19 protein-coding genes are annotated in these 15,803 nt (G+C 52.9%); 13 read left to right on the forward strand and 6 right to left on the reverse strand.

Annotation, left to right across the window (positions count from 1 at the left end):
- Position 1: 1 nt before the first annotated feature.
- From cheZ to fliE, 5 genes are all read right to left on the reverse strand, one after another.
- On the reverse strand, positions 2–649 hold the full coding sequence (cheZ, locus tag ACQE32_RS11235; RefSeq protein ID WP_426973838.1) for a protein phosphatase CheZ: 648 nt from the start codon (positions 647–649) through the stop codon (positions 2–4).
- Positions 650–654: 5 nt separating this feature from the next.
- Entirely contained in the window at positions 655–1,044 is a 390-nt protein-coding gene (cheY, locus tag ACQE32_RS11240) for a chemotaxis response regulator CheY (RefSeq protein WP_426973839.1), read from the reverse strand.
- Between the two features lie 59 nt (positions 1,045–1,103).
- On the reverse strand, positions 1,104–2,153 hold the full coding sequence (locus tag ACQE32_RS11245; protein WP_426973840.1) for a protein-glutamate methylesterase/protein-glutamine glutaminase: 1,050 nt from the start codon (positions 2,151–2,153) through the stop codon (positions 1,104–1,106).
- Positions 2,150–3,055 carry a CheR family methyltransferase gene (locus ACQE32_RS11250; RefSeq protein ID WP_426981429.1) on the reverse strand — a complete coding sequence of 302 codons (906 nt, stop codon included), beginning with the start codon at positions 3,053–3,055 and terminating at the stop codon, positions 2,150–2,152. Before ACQE32_RS11250 ends, ACQE32_RS11245 begins: the two co-directional genes overlap by 4 nt.
- Positions 3,056–3,187: 132 nt before the next feature.
- Entirely contained in the window at positions 3,188–3,517 is a 330-nt protein-coding gene (fliE, locus tag ACQE32_RS11255; protein ID WP_426973841.1) for a flagellar hook-basal body complex protein FliE, read from the reverse strand.
- A 297-nt stretch (positions 3,518–3,814) separates the two neighbouring features.
- Between fliE and fliF the strand changes: the two genes are divergently transcribed.
- From fliF to fliR, 13 genes are all read left to right on the forward strand, one after another.
- Positions 3,815–5,479, forward strand: a complete 1,665-nt coding sequence (fliF, locus tag ACQE32_RS11260) for a flagellar basal-body MS-ring/collar protein FliF (protein WP_427021790.1) — start codon at positions 3,815–3,817, stop codon at positions 5,477–5,479.
- Positions 5,476–6,462: a flagellar motor switch protein FliG gene (fliG, locus tag ACQE32_RS11265; RefSeq protein ID WP_426973843.1), complete on the forward strand. Its 987-nt coding sequence runs from the start codon at positions 5,476–5,478 to the stop codon at positions 6,460–6,462. The genes fliF and fliG overlap by 4 nt, the downstream gene beginning before the upstream one ends.
- A complete protein-coding gene (locus ACQE32_RS11270) occupies positions 6,455–7,156 on the forward strand; it encodes a flagellar assembly protein FliH (RefSeq protein WP_427021791.1) in 702 nt (233 codons plus the stop codon). Before fliG ends, ACQE32_RS11270 begins: the two co-directional genes overlap by 8 nt.
- Complete coding sequence (fliI, locus tag ACQE32_RS11275) at positions 7,153–8,541, forward strand: flagellar protein export ATPase FliI (RefSeq protein WP_427021792.1); 1,389 nt, start codon at positions 7,153–7,155, stop codon at positions 8,539–8,541. Before ACQE32_RS11270 ends, fliI begins: the two co-directional genes overlap by 4 nt.
- The gene (gene fliJ / locus ACQE32_RS11280) at positions 8,538–8,987 is read left to right on the forward strand and encodes a flagellar export protein FliJ (RefSeq protein WP_426973846.1); all 450 of its coding nucleotides are present in this window, start codon (positions 8,538–8,540) and stop codon (positions 8,985–8,987) included. Before fliI ends, fliJ begins: the two co-directional genes overlap by 4 nt.
- Positions 8,984–10,132, forward strand: coding sequence for a flagellar hook-length control protein FliK (locus ACQE32_RS11285; protein ID WP_426973847.1), 1,149 nt, complete (start codon positions 8,984–8,986; stop codon positions 10,130–10,132). Before fliJ ends, ACQE32_RS11285 begins: the two co-directional genes overlap by 4 nt.
- A gap of 139 nt (positions 10,133–10,271) precedes the next feature.
- Entirely contained in the window at positions 10,272–10,781 is a 510-nt protein-coding gene (fliL, locus tag ACQE32_RS11290) for a flagellar basal body-associated protein FliL (protein ID WP_427021793.1), read from the forward strand.
- Positions 10,782–10,786: 5 nt separating this feature from the next.
- Positions 10,787–11,800 (forward strand): flagellar motor switch protein FliM, encoded by a 1,014-nt coding sequence (gene fliM, locus ACQE32_RS11295; protein WP_426973849.1) that lies wholly within the window; start codon positions 10,787–10,789, stop codon positions 11,798–11,800.
- Positions 11,793–12,197: a flagellar motor switch protein FliN gene (fliN, locus tag ACQE32_RS11300; protein WP_427021794.1), complete on the forward strand. Its 405-nt coding sequence runs from the start codon at positions 11,793–11,795 to the stop codon at positions 12,195–12,197. Before fliM ends, fliN begins: the two co-directional genes overlap by 8 nt.
- Positions 12,198–12,222: 25 nt before the next feature.
- Entirely contained in the window at positions 12,223–12,588 is a 366-nt protein-coding gene (gene fliO / locus ACQE32_RS11305) for a flagellar biosynthetic protein FliO (RefSeq protein ID WP_427021795.1), read from the forward strand.
- Complete coding sequence (gene fliP / locus ACQE32_RS11310; protein ID WP_427021796.1) at positions 12,585–13,343, forward strand: flagellar type III secretion system pore protein FliP; 759 nt, start codon at positions 12,585–12,587, stop codon at positions 13,341–13,343. Before fliO ends, fliP begins: the two co-directional genes overlap by 4 nt.
- An 11-nt stretch (positions 13,344–13,354) precedes the next feature.
- On the forward strand, positions 13,355–13,624 hold the full coding sequence (gene fliQ, locus ACQE32_RS11315; RefSeq protein ID WP_426973853.1) for a flagellar biosynthesis protein FliQ: 270 nt from the start codon (positions 13,355–13,357) through the stop codon (positions 13,622–13,624).
- Between the two features lies 1 nt (position 13,625).
- Entirely contained in the window at positions 13,626–14,411 is a 786-nt protein-coding gene (gene fliR, locus ACQE32_RS11320) for a flagellar biosynthetic protein FliR (protein WP_427021797.1), read from the forward strand.
- 64 nt (positions 14,412–14,475) lie between these two features.
- Here fliR and ACQE32_RS11325 read toward each other — a convergent pair whose 3' ends face one another.
- The gene (locus ACQE32_RS11325; protein ID WP_250651345.1) at positions 14,476–15,738 is read right to left on the reverse strand and encodes an MFS transporter; all 1,263 of its coding nucleotides are present in this window, start codon (positions 15,736–15,738) and stop codon (positions 14,476–14,478) included.
- Between the last annotated feature and the right edge of the window lie 65 nt (positions 15,739–15,803).

Genomic DNA, 15,803 nt, shown 5'->3' on the forward strand with positions numbered 1-15,803 from the left:
GCTAAAAGCCAAGGCTTTCCAGCAGATCATCAACCTGATCCTGCGAGGCGACGACGCCTGCTTTGGTATGATCAAGCTGCGGGCCATTTTTCAGGTTACCCGGGTGGTCGGCGGCGACGGCGGCCTGTGGTTTCTCCGGCATATTGTCCACCAGCATCTGTATCAGACCCTGCTCAATATGGGCGATCATATCCATCATTTTCTTGATCACCTGACCGGTAAGATCCTGAAAATCCTGCGCCATCATGATTTCCATTAGCTGCTGATTGGTCTGCTGAGCAACGTCCGGCGTCTGTTTTAAAAACTGCCGTGTGTCGATCACCAGCGCACGAGCGGTGGTCAACTCAATCGGATTTTCAAACCACTCATCCCAGCGCGCCGCCAGGCTGTCCGCCGTGCTGTTAAGGTTGTCCTGTAAAGGACGGGCGATTTCCACGCAGGTGAGTACGCGATCGGCGGCCTGAGAGGTTTTATTGACCACATAATTCAGGCGATCACGGGCGTCTGGCATGACCTCTGCCACATCCATAATGGCGCGATCGAGGCTCAAATTATTCAGGCTGTCACGTAGCTGACGCGTCAGATGTCCAATTTGTGAAAAAATAATCCTTAGATTTTCAGCGGATTGCGCATTCTGCTCTGCTTCCATGCTTCCTACCATCCCAGTTTTTCGAAGATTTTCGTCAGTTTTTCTTCCAGTATGGCGGCGGTAAAAGGCTTAACCACGTAACCGCTGGCACCCGCCTGCGCCGCCGCAATGATGTTTTCTTTTTTGGCTTCCGCCGTCACCATCAGCACCGGTAAGGTTTTGAGGCGTTCGTCTTTGCGGATTTCATTGAGCAGTTCCAGGCCATCCATATTGGGCATATTCCAGTCGCTGATGACAAAATCGAACGGCGAAAGCTGTAGCTTGCCCATCGCATCGTTGCCGTCTTCTGCTTCTTCTACGTTGTGGTAGCCCAAATCTTTTAGAAGATTACGCACAATACGACGCATGGTTGCGAAATCGTCTACCACTAAAAAACGTAAATTCTTGTCTGCCATTTTTATTATCTGTCCATAGTGAAAGTGAAATAACAGGGGTTGGTCATGCTGATAAACCGCTATATACGGCGCGCCTGCCCGACCACATTGCTCAGGATGTGCTGACACATCTGATCGATATCGACAATCTCATCCACACAGCCGAGCGCGACGGCTTCGCGCGGCATGCCGTACACCACGCAGGTTCTCTCGCTTTGCGCCAGGGTACGGGCGCCTGCCTGGTGCATCGCCTGCATTCCCTGCGCACCGTCATGACCCATACCGGTTAAAATCGCGCCGACCGCATTCTTCCCGGCATATTTCGCGACAGAATGAAAAAGCAGATCCACGGAAGGACAGTGGCGGTTTACCGGCGGGAGATCCTGCAGTTGGGCGTGATAGTTCGCCCCGCTACGGGTCAGTCCAAGATGAATGCCGCCAGGAGCCAGATAAGCATGACCGGGCAAAATCCGGTCACCGTTTTCCGCCTCTTTCACCGTAATACGGCATAACTTATTTAGCCGTTCAGCAAAGGAGCGGGTAAAACCGGCAGGCATATGCTGAGTGATCATGATCCCGGGGCAGTTAAGCGGCATGGCGGTTAATACCTGGCGCAATGCTTCCGTACCGCCGGTCGATGAGCCGATCGCAATGATTTTCTCACTGCCGATTAAGGGGCCGGTTGGCAGGCGTGCCGGCGCAGAAGTTTCGCTATAGCGCTGAAAATTACGTACCCGGGCAGCCACGCGAATTTTATCGGCGATCAGTTCGCTATATTTCAGCATACCGTCCTGCAGCCCCATCTGAGGCTTGGTAACAAAATCAATGGCGCCCAGCTCCAGCGCATTGAGGGTAATTTCTGACCCTTTCTGCGTCAGGGATGAGACCATGATCACCGGCATCGGACGCAGGCGCATCAGGCGTTCCAGAAAGTCCAGGCCATCCATGCGCGGCATCTCTACATCCAGCGTGAGGACGTCAGGCGAATGGCGCTTGATCAGATCGCGGGCGATAAGCGGGTCGGGGGCCGTTGCCACCATTTCCATATCGGGCTGTTCGTTGACGATTTTGCTCATAATGCTGCGTATTAGCGCCGAGTCATCAACGCAAAGTACCTTGATTTTATTCATGTTCGCTCCTGAGCCAGGCAGTAAACCGACTGTCCGCGCAGACGAAACGGCCCGTTTATATTGCTGAAGTTTTCTGAATGTCCGACAAACAGCAGGCCGCCCGGCTTTAGCATGTTCTCAAAGCGTTGCAGAATGCGAAGTTGGGTTGGTTTATCAAAATAGATCATGACATTACGGCAAAATATGGCGTCGAAGCGGGTATCAAAGGGGGCGGGGACCCGCCACTCAGGCGACAATAAATTGAGCTGCTGATAATGAATGTTAGAGAGCAGCGCGGGCTTCACTTTAACCTGCTCCCGCTGCGCGCCGGTACCGCGTAAAAACCAGGTGCGCTTTTGTTCCGGCGTCAGATTTTGAATATCCGCATGTCGGTAAACGCCGGTTTCAGCCTTTGCCAGCACTTCGGTATCAATATCCGTTGCCCAGATACGCGGACCATTGAGATGGGGACCCAGCGCTTCATGCAGCGTCATAGCGATAGAGCAGGGCTCTTCGCCTGTCGCAGCGGCGGTACACCAAACGCTATAGTTGCTTTGCCTTGAGCGAGCATGTTCAGCCAGAATGGGAAAATGGTAGGCCTCCCGGAAAAAGGAGGTCAGATTGGTTGTCAGGGCATTAATAAACTGTTGCCATTCATCGCTGAATGGATCTGACTCCAGTGAATTTAAGTAAGCGGTAAAGGTTTTCATGCCCAGCTGACGTAAGCGGCGCGTAAGGCGGTTATAAACCATGTCATGTTTTTGATGCGTCAATACGATGCCCGCACGCTGATAAATCAGCGCAGTGATTTTTTGCAGTTCCGCTCCGGTTAAAACAAAGTCGCTCTGGATATTCACAGTTGTATTATTCAATGGGATGATTTCACTTTTCTTACCGCACTGATTTCTATAAAGAGCAGCCATATCCGAAACCAACGCGTAGCCTGTGGCAGCAAGTAACCTTCTGATGACAGATAATAAATACCGCAGGGAAGGCTGCCGATTGCGATGTCAGTTAGATAAGAAATACCTGAAATAAATAATGAACCTTTCTCGTTACACGGACATGTTCATTATTTCCTGATAAGCACTGACTAATTTGTTACGAACCTGGATGCCCAGGTTGAGCGCAATAGAAGATTTTTGCATGGAAACCATGACGTCATTGAGACCAATGCCCGGGGTGCCAGTCATGTAATTCTCTGACAGGCTTTTGGAATGGTTTTGTAACTGGCTAATATTGTTAAGGCTGTTAAGTAAAAGGCCGGAAAAAGATACTGGTTCGCTATTTTTTGTATCATGAACAGACAGGCTATTTCCTGACATTGAAATCTTATTCGCCAGAAATTGAATCTGTTCCAGCACACCTGTAGATTGGATTGACATAGCATTCCCTTATAAATAAACGCTGACAGACGCAAACGTCATGCCAGCTTTTTTCCTTTTATTAACTTCTGATTAATAGTGAGAATAACATGTTTCTGAATGTGGTAGATAATGCAAATAGCCGACATAAGCTCGCATTTATTAGCGCTTAATATTTTTATCAAATGGAGGATAATCCTTAAAGGCGCGTTGCCGGTAAAAGGCATTCCGCCTGTTAATATTGGTATCGGAACTGGCGCGCAGACTAATGGCTTATGGTGCAGATTGCATCATCTTTTATTCAGGTAGGATGACCGCATGGATGCCAGTGATAACAGTAGTAAACCTAACACCCAATTAAACTTTACCTCGATGGTAGAGCGATTTCGTGCGAATCCTCGCTTTCTGTTTATTATTCTTGCCGCTGCATTTATATCAGTGATTATTGCGCTGTTATTTTGGGCGAAATCTCCCGATTACCGTGTTCTGTATAGCAATATCAGCGATGAAGATGGCGGAGCCATTGTCGCGCAGCTGACACAGATGAACGTGCCCTACCGTTTTCAGGAGCATGGCGGTGCCATTATGGTGCCCGCCGATCGGGTATATGAGGCCCGCCTGAAACTGGCCCAGCAGGGATTGCCAAAAGGCGGACAGGTGGGTTTCGAGCTGCTCGACCAGGAAAAATTTGGTCTTAGCCAGTTTAACGAGCAGATTAACTACCAGCGCGCGCTTGAAGGCGAACTGGCGCGCACTATTGAGAAACTGGGCCCGGTACGCAGCGCGCGCGTGCACCTGGCGATCCCTAAGCAAACGCTGTTTGTACGCGAGCAAAAGTTACCTTCCGCCTCGGTAACGCTGGATTTAAATGCGGGCCGCTCACTGGGTGCAGGGCAGGTTAATGCGATTAGCTGGCTTATCTCCAGTGCGGTGCCCGGCCTGAATGTCGATAATGTCACGCTGGTCGATCAGCGTGGTAATTTGCTGACTCAGCGCGGCGATCAGGCGCTCCAGACCAATCAGCTTAAATATATCAATGAGATCGAAGCGGATTATCGCCAACGTATTCAGGCTATTTTGGCTCCGGTGGTAGGCGCGGCCAATGTCAAAACACAGGTCACCGCGCAGATCGATTTCACTACGCATGAGCAAACGGCAGAGCAATATCAGCCGAACAGCGCGCCGGAAAACATGGCCGTACGTAGCCGCCAAATCAACAGCAGCGAGCAGGGGAATAAAGCAGGGCCGGGCGGCGTGCCGGGCGCGCTAAGCAATCAGCCCTCCGCTCCCACCACCGCGCCGATTGAGCAACCCGCTACGGCAAATAATTCACAGAAGGGCGCTAATAGCGAGGCCGTATCAACTCAGCCTTATAGCCGCCAAAAAGATGAAACCACCAACTACGAACTGAACCGTACGCTTACCCATACCAAACGCAGCCCCGGCACGATCGAACGCCTCTCGGTGGCGGTCGTGGTGAACTATCAGCTGGATAAGGAAGGCAAGCCGGTCGCGTTGGATAAAGAACAAATGGAGAAGATCCAGGCGCTGGTTAAAGAGGCGATGGGCTACTCCAGCGAGCGCGGCGATAGCTTAAACGTAGTCAACTCCCTGTTTACTGATGAGCCGGCCGAGCCTGAAACGCCGTTCTGGCTGCGTCCTGTCTTTATCGATTCGATGTTGATGGCGGGTCGCTATTTGCTGGTGCTGCTGGTGGCATTGGTGCTATGGCGCAAGATGCTGCAGCCTTTCTGGATTAAGCATCAGGAGCTGGCGCTACAGCGTCTCGAACTGGAAAAGGAAGCGCGTCAGGCCAAGCTGGATGCACAGCTACGTAAAGCAGAAATGCGTGAGCAGGCGAAAGCGCAGCAGCGTGTGGAAACTGAAGTCAACGTGCAGCAGTTGCGCAGTATGGCTGAGCAGGACCCGCAGGTTATCGCTCTGGTACTCCGTCAGTGGATGAATAAGGAACAGTCATCATGAATGCATGCGACAAAAGCGCGATCATCATGCTAACGCTCGGCGAAGAGCGTGCTGCGGAGGTCTTTCGTCATCTCAATACCCATGAAGTAACGCAAATCAGTAGCGCGATGGTCAGCATGAGTGGCTTTACCCATGAGCAACTGGCTGAAGTGCTAAAAGAGTTCCAGCAAGATGCGGGCGATTTCGCCGCGCTTACCGTTAATACCAATGATTATCTGCGCAATGTGCTGATACAGGCGCTGGGTGAAGAGCGCGCTTCCAGCCTGCTGGAAGATCTGCTGGATACCCAGGGCAATAATAGCGGCATTGAAACGCTGAACTTCATGGAGCCGCTGGCGGTATTTGAACTGATTCATGAAGAACATCCGCAAATCATCGCCACCATTCTTGTGCATCTGAAACGTGCCCAGGCGGCGGACGTGCTGACGCGCTTTGATGAGCGCGATCGTAACGACATCATGCTGCGTATTGCCACCTTCGGCGGCGTACAGCCTGCGGCGCTGCAGGAACTGACAGAAGTACTGAATAATTTGCTACATGGCCAGAACCTCAAACGCAGCAAAATGGGTGGTATTCGTCCGGCTGCCGAAATTCTTAACCTGATGAAATCGCAGCAGGAAGAGGCAGCGATTGAGGCGGTACGTGAATTTGACCATGAGCTGGCACAGAAAATTATCGACGAGATGTTCCTGTTCGAAAATCTGCTGGATACCGACGATCGCAGTATTCAGCGCATCCTGCAGGATGTGGATAACGAAACGTTGATTATTGCCCTGAAAGGCGCAGAGGCGCCGCTGCGCGATAAGTTCTTCCGCAATATGTCGAAGCGTCAGGCCGATATTATGCGCGAGGATCTCAGTGCACGCGGGCCGGTACGTATGTCGCAGGTGGAAGCCGAACAGAAAACCATTCTGCAGATTGTGCGCCGCTTAGCGGAAAGCGGTGAAATTAACATTGGCGGCAGTGAGGATGTCTATGTCTGATCTTCAGCAGTTAACCGGCTGGCAGATCTGGCAGCCGGAAGATCTTTGTAAAGCAGATATGCTGTCTGACGATGTGCAGATCATGAACAGCGAATCGACGCCAGAGCAGCAGCAGGCAGAGCTGCAACGGCTGCGACGCCAGGCAGAACAAAAAGGTCTGGCGCAGGGGCTGGCGCAGGGCATTGAAGAAGGTCGTAAACAGGGGCACCAGGAGGGTTTTCAACAGGGGCATCAGGCCGGTATTGAGCAGGGCCTGGCAGAAGCCAGAGAACGCCAGCAACAAACCACGGCGCAATTTACCGAGCTGTTGCACTCGCTCCAGGCGGCGATTGATAACCTTGAGAAGGTCATTCCGTCGCGTCTGGTGCAGCTGGCGCTGACAGCAGCCCGTGCCACCCTGGGTAAAAACCTGGCTTTCGACAACAATTTGCTGCTGGAGAAAATCCAGTCGCTGTTGCAGCAGGAGCCGCTGTTCCAGGGGCCTGTTCAGCTCTGGGTAAATGCCGACGAGTTTTCCACGGTGCAGGAGCAGCTGGGTACTGTACTGGCGCAACAGGGCTGGGAGCTGCGCGCCGATGACGCTATGTTGCCCGGCGGCTGCCGCATCACCTCGGCAGAATGCGAACTGGATGCCACCGTTTCCAGCAGCTGGCAGGCGCTGTGTCAGCTCAGCCGTGAGGATTATGGCGCATGAGTCAGCGACTTGCACGATGGCTGCAAGCCATTGATGACAAAGAACAGCGGATAATGAGCTTATCCGGCATACGCCGCTACGGCAGATTAACGCGAGCTACCGGCCTGATATTAGAAGCCGTGGGCTTAACGCTGCCGATCGGCACATTGTGTCGGGTAGAGCGTGACAGCGCGCACGGCGGCGACAGCGTGGAAAGCGAAGTTGTCGGCTTTAACGGACAGTTGCTTTATCTGATGCCGCTGGAGAATACGGATGGCATTCTGCCGGGCGCGCGAATTTATGCCCCGGATACCGGTACGACTAAAGGCAAAATGTTACCGCTGGGACAGGCATTACTGGGTCGGGTGCTGGATGCGCGCGCCCGACCGCTGGACAACCTGCCTGCCCCCGAAACGCGCCAGCGCGGCGCGCTTTTTTCCACGCCTTTTAACCCTTTGCTGCGTGAGCCGATCAAGTCTGTGCTGGACGTGGGCGTATGCGCTATTAATGGCCTGTTAACCGTCGGGCGTGGGCAGCGAATGGGGCTTTTTGCCGGCTCCGGCGTGGGGAAATCGGTGCTGCTCGGCATGATGGCGCGCTATACCAAAGCGGATGTTATTGTGGTTGGGCTGATTGGCGAGCGTGGCCGCGAAGTTAAAGATTTTATTGAGAATATCCTGGGAAAAGAAGGGCTAAGCCGCGCTGTCGTGATCGCCGCACCGGCCGACGTTTCACCTATCTTGCGGATGCAGGGCGCCGACTACGCGACGCGCATCGCGGAAGACTTCCGTGACCAGGGGTTAAACGTCTTGCTGATTATGGACTCGTTAACCCGCTATGCGATGGCGCAGCGTGAAATTGCGCTGGCAATTGGCGAACCTCCGGCCACCAAAGGCTATCCGCCTTCGGTTTTTGCTCGTTTGCCTGCGCTGGTGGAGCGCGCCGGCAATGGCGTGCAGGGAGGCGGCTCGATTACCGCATTTTATACCGTACTTACCGAAGGGGACGATCAGCAGGACCCGATTGCCGACTCGGCGCGTGCGATTCTGGATGGTCACGTGGTGCTGTCGCGTCGACTGGCGGAGGCGGGACACTATCCCGCCATCGATATTGAAGCCTCTATCAGCCGCGCCATGACCGAGCTGATCCCACCCCAACACTACAAAAAAGTACAGCGTTTCAAACAGCTGCTTTCTGCCTGGCAGCGCAACCGCGATTTGATTAGCGTCGGCGCCTACGCTGCCGGCAGCGACCCCTTGCTGGATCGGGCGATTGAGCTCTATCCACAAATGGAGCGTTTTTTGCAGCAGGGAATCTATGACCGCAGCGAATATGAAGCCTCGTTCGCCGCGCTCTCTGCGCTGTTTCCCGATTTACCTGATCACCACAAGGAGAGTAGCGAATGACACAGCGTTCCCCAATGAAGGTGTTGTGCGAGCTGGCGGAACAGACTTTAAGCGATACCACGAGCCAGCTTGGCAAGGTGCGCCAGGTTCACGCCAATGCCGCCGCACAGCTTGAGCAGCTAACCCGCTATGAGCAGGAATATGGACAACAGTTACAGACGACGATGTCAGCTACCGGCATGCCGGTGATCAACCTGCTCAGCCATCAATTTTTTATCTCGTCGCTTGGTCGGGTTGTTAAACAGCATGCCGGTCATGTTGCTGCTTGCCAGCAATCGGTCGATCAGGCACTGGATCGCTGGAAAAAAGACAAGCGACGGCTGAACGCCTTTGAAACCCTGGTTAGCCGGGCCGATAGTGTAAAGCAGGCGAAAGAAAATCGCCTGGATCAGAAGTTAATGGATGAATTCGCGCAGCGCGCAAGCTTAAGGAACAGCGGTTTATGATGATTAATACCATCGCCTCCCTGCCGGGCGTGGCCCCCGCAGCGGCGGCAGGCAATAGTATCGATACCGGTTTCGCCAGTGTGCTGGATAGTGAACTCGCCGCTGTTACGGACAGGTGTATGCCTCTTATACAGGGAAAAGAGCAACGACCAGCCAGCGACAAACTGAACGAAGAGGATCTTGATGCGGTTGCGGCCTGGCTGCTGCCGGCTGTTCTGCCTGATGCCATATGTGCCTCGCTGCCGTCTGCGGCCGTGGCAGAAACCACTGCCGCTGCGCAACCTGCTATGGCCAGCCTGGCTAAAGCTGTCGCTGCGCCGCAAATCGGGCAGCCTGGCAATGCGCTACATGCATTAATCAATGACACCGATGCGCTTCAGGCCACAACAGAAAAAGGCACGTTGCAAACGGCACATCAAAATTCCGCCGATGAGATGCTGCGCATGATCGCCAGCCCGCGGGCCGCTCATCACAGCGGAAAGCCTGCCGAGCCGAACACGCAGCAAAGCCCCGCTCCTGACGCCTTAATTAAGCAAGCTATCGGCGTAGCGCAGGGTCTGGAAGGTGAAGGTGACAATGCTGTTCTGTCCGTTGATAATCGCGCGCAGACAATGCCTCTTACCGCCGCACCCGCTACCTCCCCGGCATCGCTGGCGACACCCGCTGCTACATCCTCAACGTCCAGCACCCTGCTACCGGTCGCGTATGGCGTGCTGGAACCGGAAGTAGGATCGCCAGCCTGGCAGCAGGCGCTTAGCCAGAAACTTAGCGCCTTTACCCGTAATGGCGTTCATCATGCCGAGCTGCGTTTACATCCGGAACATTTAGGGCCGTTACAGATCAAGCTGCGTCTGGATCAGGATCAGGTTCAGTTGCACTTCGTTACCGATCATCAGCCGGTGCGCGCTGCGCTGGAGGCCGCTATGTCTCATCTGCGTACCTCGCTGGCCGAAGCGGGAATTCAGCTGGGTCAGGGTAGCGTTGGCCATGATGGCGCTGCAGCATGGGGTTCTTCAGCTGATGCTGATTCAGGGCAATCTTCGCTTTCTCAAAAAGAGACCGGTGCAGAACCGCTAATTGATGTGGAAGAGGAAATTACGCCTCAGCGAATTTATTCTCCCACGGGCATAAGCATTTTTGCATGAAGAATAGAGTCAATGATTTACCATCAGTAATTTCTTCTTTTTGACGAATTGTTCAGGGGCTTGCTTGTAATAGAATTGGCTATTCAATGGATCTGTATAATTGAACGTCAGGTAGTTTATAACAGGAATTGTTAATTCGATGTCAAATAAAAAAAAGTCGACGAAGACAGGGAAAAGTAAAGCAAGATCGTTATTTATTTTCGTCATTTTACTTTTGGCGATAGCTGCCTGCGCCATTGCCGCCTGGACTATGTACGAAATGAAAAACATGCAGGCGCGCCTGCTGTCAGATGATACACCTCATGAGGTCATTGAAGTTGTCGAGCCGATAGCGCCCATTTATGTCCCGCTGGATACCTTTACCGTTAGCCTGAAGCCTGGCGGTGAAGAGTACGATCGCGTTCTTTATATTGGCTTAACGCTGCGCGTAAGTAATGAAGAAGATAAAACCAAGATAGAAAAATATTTGCCGGAAGTACGCAGCCGTTTATTAGTGCTATTTTCCGGACGCAGCGCGGAAGAGTTATCGGTTAACGAAGGCAAGTCGCAATTAATCCAGGATATTAAAAAAATATTAAACATGCCTCTTGATGAAACCCCAGGAGTGACTGTTACGGATGTTTTGTTTAACGCCTTTATATTACGGTAACGCTTATGTCTGACAGCATATTATCGCAGGCTGAAATTGATCGCTTGCTCAACGGCGGCGGCAGTAGTGAACCTGAACAGGTCGAGAAAGAGCTGATTGGCGATGAAAACATCAAGCCTTACGATCCCAACACTCAGCGCCGCGTGGTACGTGAACGTCTGCACTCGCTTGAGATTATTAATGAACGCTTTGCCCGGCAGTTTCGGATGGGGCTGTTTAATCTGTTACGACGCAGTCCGGATATCACCGCTGGCAATATAAAAATCCAGCCCTACCATGACTTTGCCCGTAATCTCCCGGTGCCGACCAACCTCAATTTAGTGCATATGAATCCGCTACGCGGAACGGCACTGTTTGTTTTCTCGCCCAGCCTGGTTTTTATGGCGGTTGATAACCTGTTTGGCGGCGACGGGCGTTTTCTCACCAAAGCGGAAGGACGTGAATTCACGCCAACCGAGCAGCGTATTATCAAGCGTATGCTGTCGATGGCGCTGGAGGCGTATGATTACGCCTGGAGCTCTATTTTCAAATTAGAAACTGAATATGTGCGCGCTGAGATCCAGGTTAAATTCACTAATATCACCTCGTCGCCTAACGATATTGTGGTGACCACGCCCTTCTATGTGGAAATAGGTTCGCAAAGCGGCGAATTTGATATCTGTATTCCCTTCAGCATCATTGAACCGCTACGTGAGCTGTTAAGTAATCCGCCACTGGAAAATTCGCAACAGGAAGATGCTCAGTGGCGCACAGTACTGGCTTCGCAGGTAAAAGATACCGAACTGGAGCTGGTGGCGAACTTCACCGACATGCAAACACGCCTGTCAAAAATTCTCGCGCTGCAAAAGGGCGATGTTATTCCGTTGGACAAGCCGGAATACATTGAAGCATGTGTTGATGGTTTCCCGGTTCTTTCGGGCAGCTATGGCTGTGTTAACGGTCAATATGCTCTCAAAATTGAGAAATTATTAAAACCTAATTTACCGTCATTAAATAAGGAGCAATATCCCCATGAGTGACGCAAAACAACCGTCTGAGACTGAGGATCAGTCTACAGACAACCTTTGGGGGGAAGCGTTAGCCGAGCAGCAGACTACGGAAAGTCAGGCTAACGCACCGGTTATAACGAAAGACACACAGGTTGCTGCATTTAGCGAAGATCTCAAGCTTATCCTTGATATCCCGGTAAAAATGACCGTGGAACTGGGCCGTACCAAAATGACAATCAAAGAGTTGTTGCGTCTGAGCCAGGGCTCAGTGGTCACACTCGATGGGTTGGCTGGTGAACCGCTGGATATTCTGATTAACGGCTATCTTATCGCCCAGGGCGAAGTGGTCGTGGTTTCCGATAAATTCGGTATTCGTATCACCGATATTATTACGCCTTCTGAACGTATGCAGCGTTTAAGCAGGTGACGGTTAACCAGAATGCAGATCTGTTATGAATGATGCTTCTACCACCCTCTCGCTGATCACTCAGGTGAGCGGCGCGTTGGCGATTGTCGTCCTGCTAATTATTTTCTGCGCCTGGCTGGCGCGTCGCTGTGGCTTTGTCAGCCATGGCCGCGCGCAGGGGGCAGCGATTGTGGTGAAAAGCAGCCATTCGCTCGGCCAGCGCGAGCGTCTGGTGGTGGTAGAGGTGGATGGTCAACGATTGCTGCTGGGCGTTACGCCGGGCGCGATTACCCGCCTTAGCCGCCTTAGCCGCCTTGCTCACCCTGCTGAGGCACAGGCTGCGGCGGCGGCAGATTTTCAGCTTACCCTGAGGCGCTTGCTGAAACGCGGCAAAGCGGAACCTGAACAATGAGTTCTTTAATCTCTACCGTAAAGCGTTGCCGGCTGGCGCTGGCGTTGTTGTCTTTACTGCTGCTGCCGCATGCGGCCCTGGCCGCCAACGGCGATATTCTGCTGACGCGGGGCGGCGGCGGCGAAAGCTGGTCTTTGCCGATCCAGACGCTGGTTCTGCTCACTTCTCTGACGTTTTTACCTGCCATCCTGCTGATGATGACGGGGTTTACCCGCATCATTATTGTGCTGGGCCTGCTGCGTAATGCGTTGGGTACGCCCTCCACGCCGCCTAATCAGGTGCTGCTGGGGCTGGCGTTGTTTATTACCTTTTTTGTGATGTCGCCGGTGTTTAATCAGGTGTATGAGAATGCCTGGCTGCCGCTGTCGCAGGATAAGATCACCATGGAAGAGGCGCTGCCGCGCGCGGCGAAGCCGATGCGTGAATTTATGCTGAGCCATACGCGCGAAGCCGATCTGGCGCTTTATACCCGCATGGCGAAGGTAGATAACTACGCCAGTCAGGATGAGGTGCCGCTGCGTATTTTGCTGCCCGCTTTTGTTACCAGCGAACTAAAAACCGGTTTCCAAATCGGCTTCGCGGTATTCATTCCATTTCTGATTATCGATCTGGTGATCGCCAGCGTGCTGATGGCGCTGGGGATGATGATGTTGCCGCCCGCCACCATTTCTCTGCCGTTCAAGCTGATTCTGTTTGTGCTGGTGGATGGCTGGCAGCTCATTATGGGCTCGCTGGCTCAGACTTTTATCAACTGACGGGATAACAGATGACGCCAGAAAGCGTAATGGCGATGGGGTTTCAGGCCATCCGGGTAGGACTCATGCTGGCCGCGCCGCTGCTGCTGGCGGCACTGGTCACCGGCCTGATCGTCAGTATTTTACAGGCTTCCACGCAAATCAATGAAATGACGCTGAGTTTTATTCCCAAAATTCTGATGATTGTCGCGGTGGTGGTCGCGCTTGGACCGAGCATGCTCTCAACGATGCTGGACTATATGCGGGCGCTCTATACTACTCTTCCTCAGATGATTGGCTGATATGCAGAGTCTGTCGCTGGATGCGCTGCCACTGCTGGTGAGCCACTACTTTTGGCCGCTGATGCGTGTGCTGGCGCTGTTTAGCACCGCGCCGGTATTTAATGACAAGTCGATCAGCGCTCGGGTTAAGGTGGGGCTGGCGGCGATTATCGCTCTGCTTCTGGGGCAAAATCTGCCTGATAACGCCATTCCACTGATCTCCATTATGGGGCTTTGGGTCGGCTGCCAGCAGTTGCTGATCGGGGCGGCGATGGGCCTGACTATCCAGTTACTGTTTGTTGCCGTACGCTATGCCGGTGAGATTATCGGGCTGCAAATGGGCCTCTCTTTCGCCATGTTTTACGATCCTAACGGCGGCGATAATATGCCGGTGGTTTCCCGCCTGCTGAACCTGCTGGCCATCCTGCTGTTTCTGCTGTTTAACGGCCATTTGCTGATGCTGGAAGTACTGGCGGAAAGTTTTCAGTTGCTGCCGGTAAGCACCGCGCCGCTGAACCGCGACGCATTTAGTGCGATCGCGTCTTCCGGCAGCCTGATTTTTCAGTTCGGCATTGCGCTGGGACTGCCGGTGATCACGCTGTTGCTGGCAATCAACCTGACGCTTGGCTTACTGAACCGCCTGACGCCGCAGCTATCCATTTTTGTGGTGGGGTTTCCGCTGACGCTCGGCATAGGAATGCTGGTGATGTTGCCGTTAATGAATCATTTCGCGCCTTACTTTTATCATCTAATGGAAATGGTGTTTACCCGGCTCTCGCAGATTATGCTGCTGTTCAGATTGGGCTAAAAAAAGGCCGCAGCCCGATCGCTGCGGCACGGATAATGCATTTACTCACCTTCAGCCAGTGCCATCAGGCGGGTTTCGCCTCTTTTTTGCCGCGTGCGCGTAGCGCTGTGAGCGGGCCTTCTCCGCTCAGGGTGAAAACAGAGATCAGGGTAAAGGTGAGCGCCACCAGACCCAGCACCAGATAAGCGCCGTGGAAGCCCAGGCTGTCGTACATATAGCCCGCAAACAGCGACATAAAAATCATCGACAGCTGCTTAAAGAAGCAGAAGCAGACCAGATAGATAGTGGCAGAGAAACGCACCTCAAACTGGCTGGTAATATATTTAAAGCAGCCGACAATCAGGAACGGCACCTCAAACATATGCAGAGTTTTCAGGATCACCACCTCCAGCGCTGAAGTGGCAAAAGAGGAGCCGATAATGCGTACTGACATAATGGTGCCCGCCAGCAGCAGCGCATTCTTCCCGCCAATGCGGTTCACAATCAACGGCGCAAAGAACATGATGCTGGCATTCAGCAGCTCGCCCATCGTGGTGACGTAGCCGAAGACGCGCGTGCCCTGTTCGCCGGAGGCAAAAAACGAAGTAAAGAAATTGGCGAACTGCTGGTCGAACACATCATAGGTACAGGAAACGCCGACAACATACAGCGACAGGTACCAGAGCTTAGGATTTTTAAACAGCTCCAGCGCCAGACGCAGATTAAAGGGCGAGGGGTTAGCGCCCAGCGAGTCGGCAACCGTGGCGGAAGGCTGCGCCTGCGGTTTAGCGATAAACAGCAGGATCGCCAGAATCACCGCACAGCCCGATCCAAGCCAGAACACAAACTGGTTATTGATGGTGAACATAATGCCGACAATCGAGGCGCACAGCGCCCAACCCACGCAGCCGAACATACGCGCGCGACCAAATTCAAACTGGCTACGGCGGCTGACTTTTTCAATATAGGCTTCAATAGCGGGCGCGCCGCCGTTGTAAATAAAGCCAAGGTAGATGCCGCCGACAATCGCGCCGAGCAGAATGTGGGTCTGCAATAGCGGGCCAAGCACGTAGATAAAGAAGGGCGCAAACATCACCAGCATGCCGGTAATAATCCACAGCAGATGTTTTCTTAATCCCAGCTTATCGGAAAGCAGGCCGAACACAGGTTGAAACAGCAGGGAGAACAGCGAGATGCAGGCGAAAACAATACCGGTATCGCTTTTACTGAGGTGGTTGATGTCATGCAACCAGATCGGGAAAAACGGAAAATAGGCTCCCATGATGAAAAAGTAAAAGAAGAAGAACAGCCCGAACATCCAGAAGTTGGTATTTTTCAGGTAATACATAACGTTTTTCCTTAAGGTTATCGCGGGGCAGAGAGGCCAAACCTGCCCCGGCTAACGCTCAGCGC

The organism is Pantoea sp. FN0302 (assembly GCF_050113775.1).
Lineage (GTDB): Bacteria > Pseudomonadota > Gammaproteobacteria > Enterobacterales > Enterobacteriaceae > Mixta > Mixta alhagi.

What these genes read in the sequence shown, in the direction of transcription:
- fliM (WP_426973849.1), top strand. Translation starts at nt 10,787, where the DNA reads ATGTCTGACAGCATATTATCGCAGGCTGAAATTGATCGCTTGCTCAAC.
- ACQE32_RS11325 (WP_250651345.1), bottom strand. Translation starts at nt 15,738, where the DNA reads ATGTATTACCTGAAAAATACCAACTTCTGGATGTTCGGGCTGTTCTTC.
- cheY (WP_426973839.1), bottom strand. Translation starts at nt 1,044, where the DNA reads ATGGCAGACAAGAATTTACGTTTTTTAGTGGTAGACGATTTCGCAACC.
- fliG (WP_426973843.1), top strand. Translation starts at nt 5,476, where the DNA reads ATGAATGCATGCGACAAAAGCGCGATCATCATGCTAACGCTCGGCGAA.
- ACQE32_RS11285 (WP_426973847.1), top strand. Translation starts at nt 8,984, where the DNA reads ATGATGATTAATACCATCGCCTCCCTGCCGGGCGTGGCCCCCGCAGCG.
- fliL (WP_427021793.1), top strand. Translation starts at nt 10,272, where the DNA reads ATGTCAAATAAAAAAAAGTCGACGAAGACAGGGAAAAGTAAAGCAAGA.
- fliR (WP_427021797.1), top strand. Translation starts at nt 13,626, where the DNA reads ATGCAGAGTCTGTCGCTGGATGCGCTGCCACTGCTGGTGAGCCACTAC.
- ACQE32_RS11250 (WP_426981429.1), bottom strand. Translation starts at nt 3,055, where the DNA reads ATGGCTGCTCTTTATAGAAATCAGTGCGGTAAGAAAAGTGAAATCATC.
- ACQE32_RS11270 (WP_427021791.1), top strand. Translation starts at nt 6,455, where the DNA reads ATGTCTGATCTTCAGCAGTTAACCGGCTGGCAGATCTGGCAGCCGGAA.
- fliO (WP_427021795.1), top strand. Translation starts at nt 12,223, where the DNA reads ATGAATGATGCTTCTACCACCCTCTCGCTGATCACTCAGGTGAGCGGC.
- fliI (WP_427021792.1), top strand. Translation starts at nt 7,153, where the DNA reads ATGAGTCAGCGACTTGCACGATGGCTGCAAGCCATTGATGACAAAGAA.
- ACQE32_RS11245 (WP_426973840.1), bottom strand. Translation starts at nt 2,153, where the DNA reads ATGAATAAAATCAAGGTACTTTGCGTTGATGACTCGGCGCTAATACGC.
- cheZ (WP_426973838.1), bottom strand. Translation starts at nt 649, where the DNA reads ATGGAAGCAGAGCAGAATGCGCAATCCGCTGAAAATCTAAGGATTATT.
- fliE (WP_426973841.1), bottom strand. Translation starts at nt 3,517, where the DNA reads ATGTCAATCCAATCTACAGGTGTGCTGGAACAGATTCAATTTCTGGCG.
- fliF (WP_427021790.1), top strand. Translation starts at nt 3,815, where the DNA reads ATGGATGCCAGTGATAACAGTAGTAAACCTAACACCCAATTAAACTTT.
- fliQ (WP_426973853.1), top strand. Translation starts at nt 13,355, where the DNA reads ATGACGCCAGAAAGCGTAATGGCGATGGGGTTTCAGGCCATCCGGGTA.
- fliN (WP_427021794.1), top strand. Translation starts at nt 11,793, where the DNA reads ATGAGTGACGCAAAACAACCGTCTGAGACTGAGGATCAGTCTACAGAC.
- fliP (WP_427021796.1), top strand. Translation starts at nt 12,585, where the DNA reads ATGAGTTCTTTAATCTCTACCGTAAAGCGTTGCCGGCTGGCGCTGGCG.
- fliJ (WP_426973846.1), top strand. Translation starts at nt 8,538, where the DNA reads ATGACACAGCGTTCCCCAATGAAGGTGTTGTGCGAGCTGGCGGAACAG.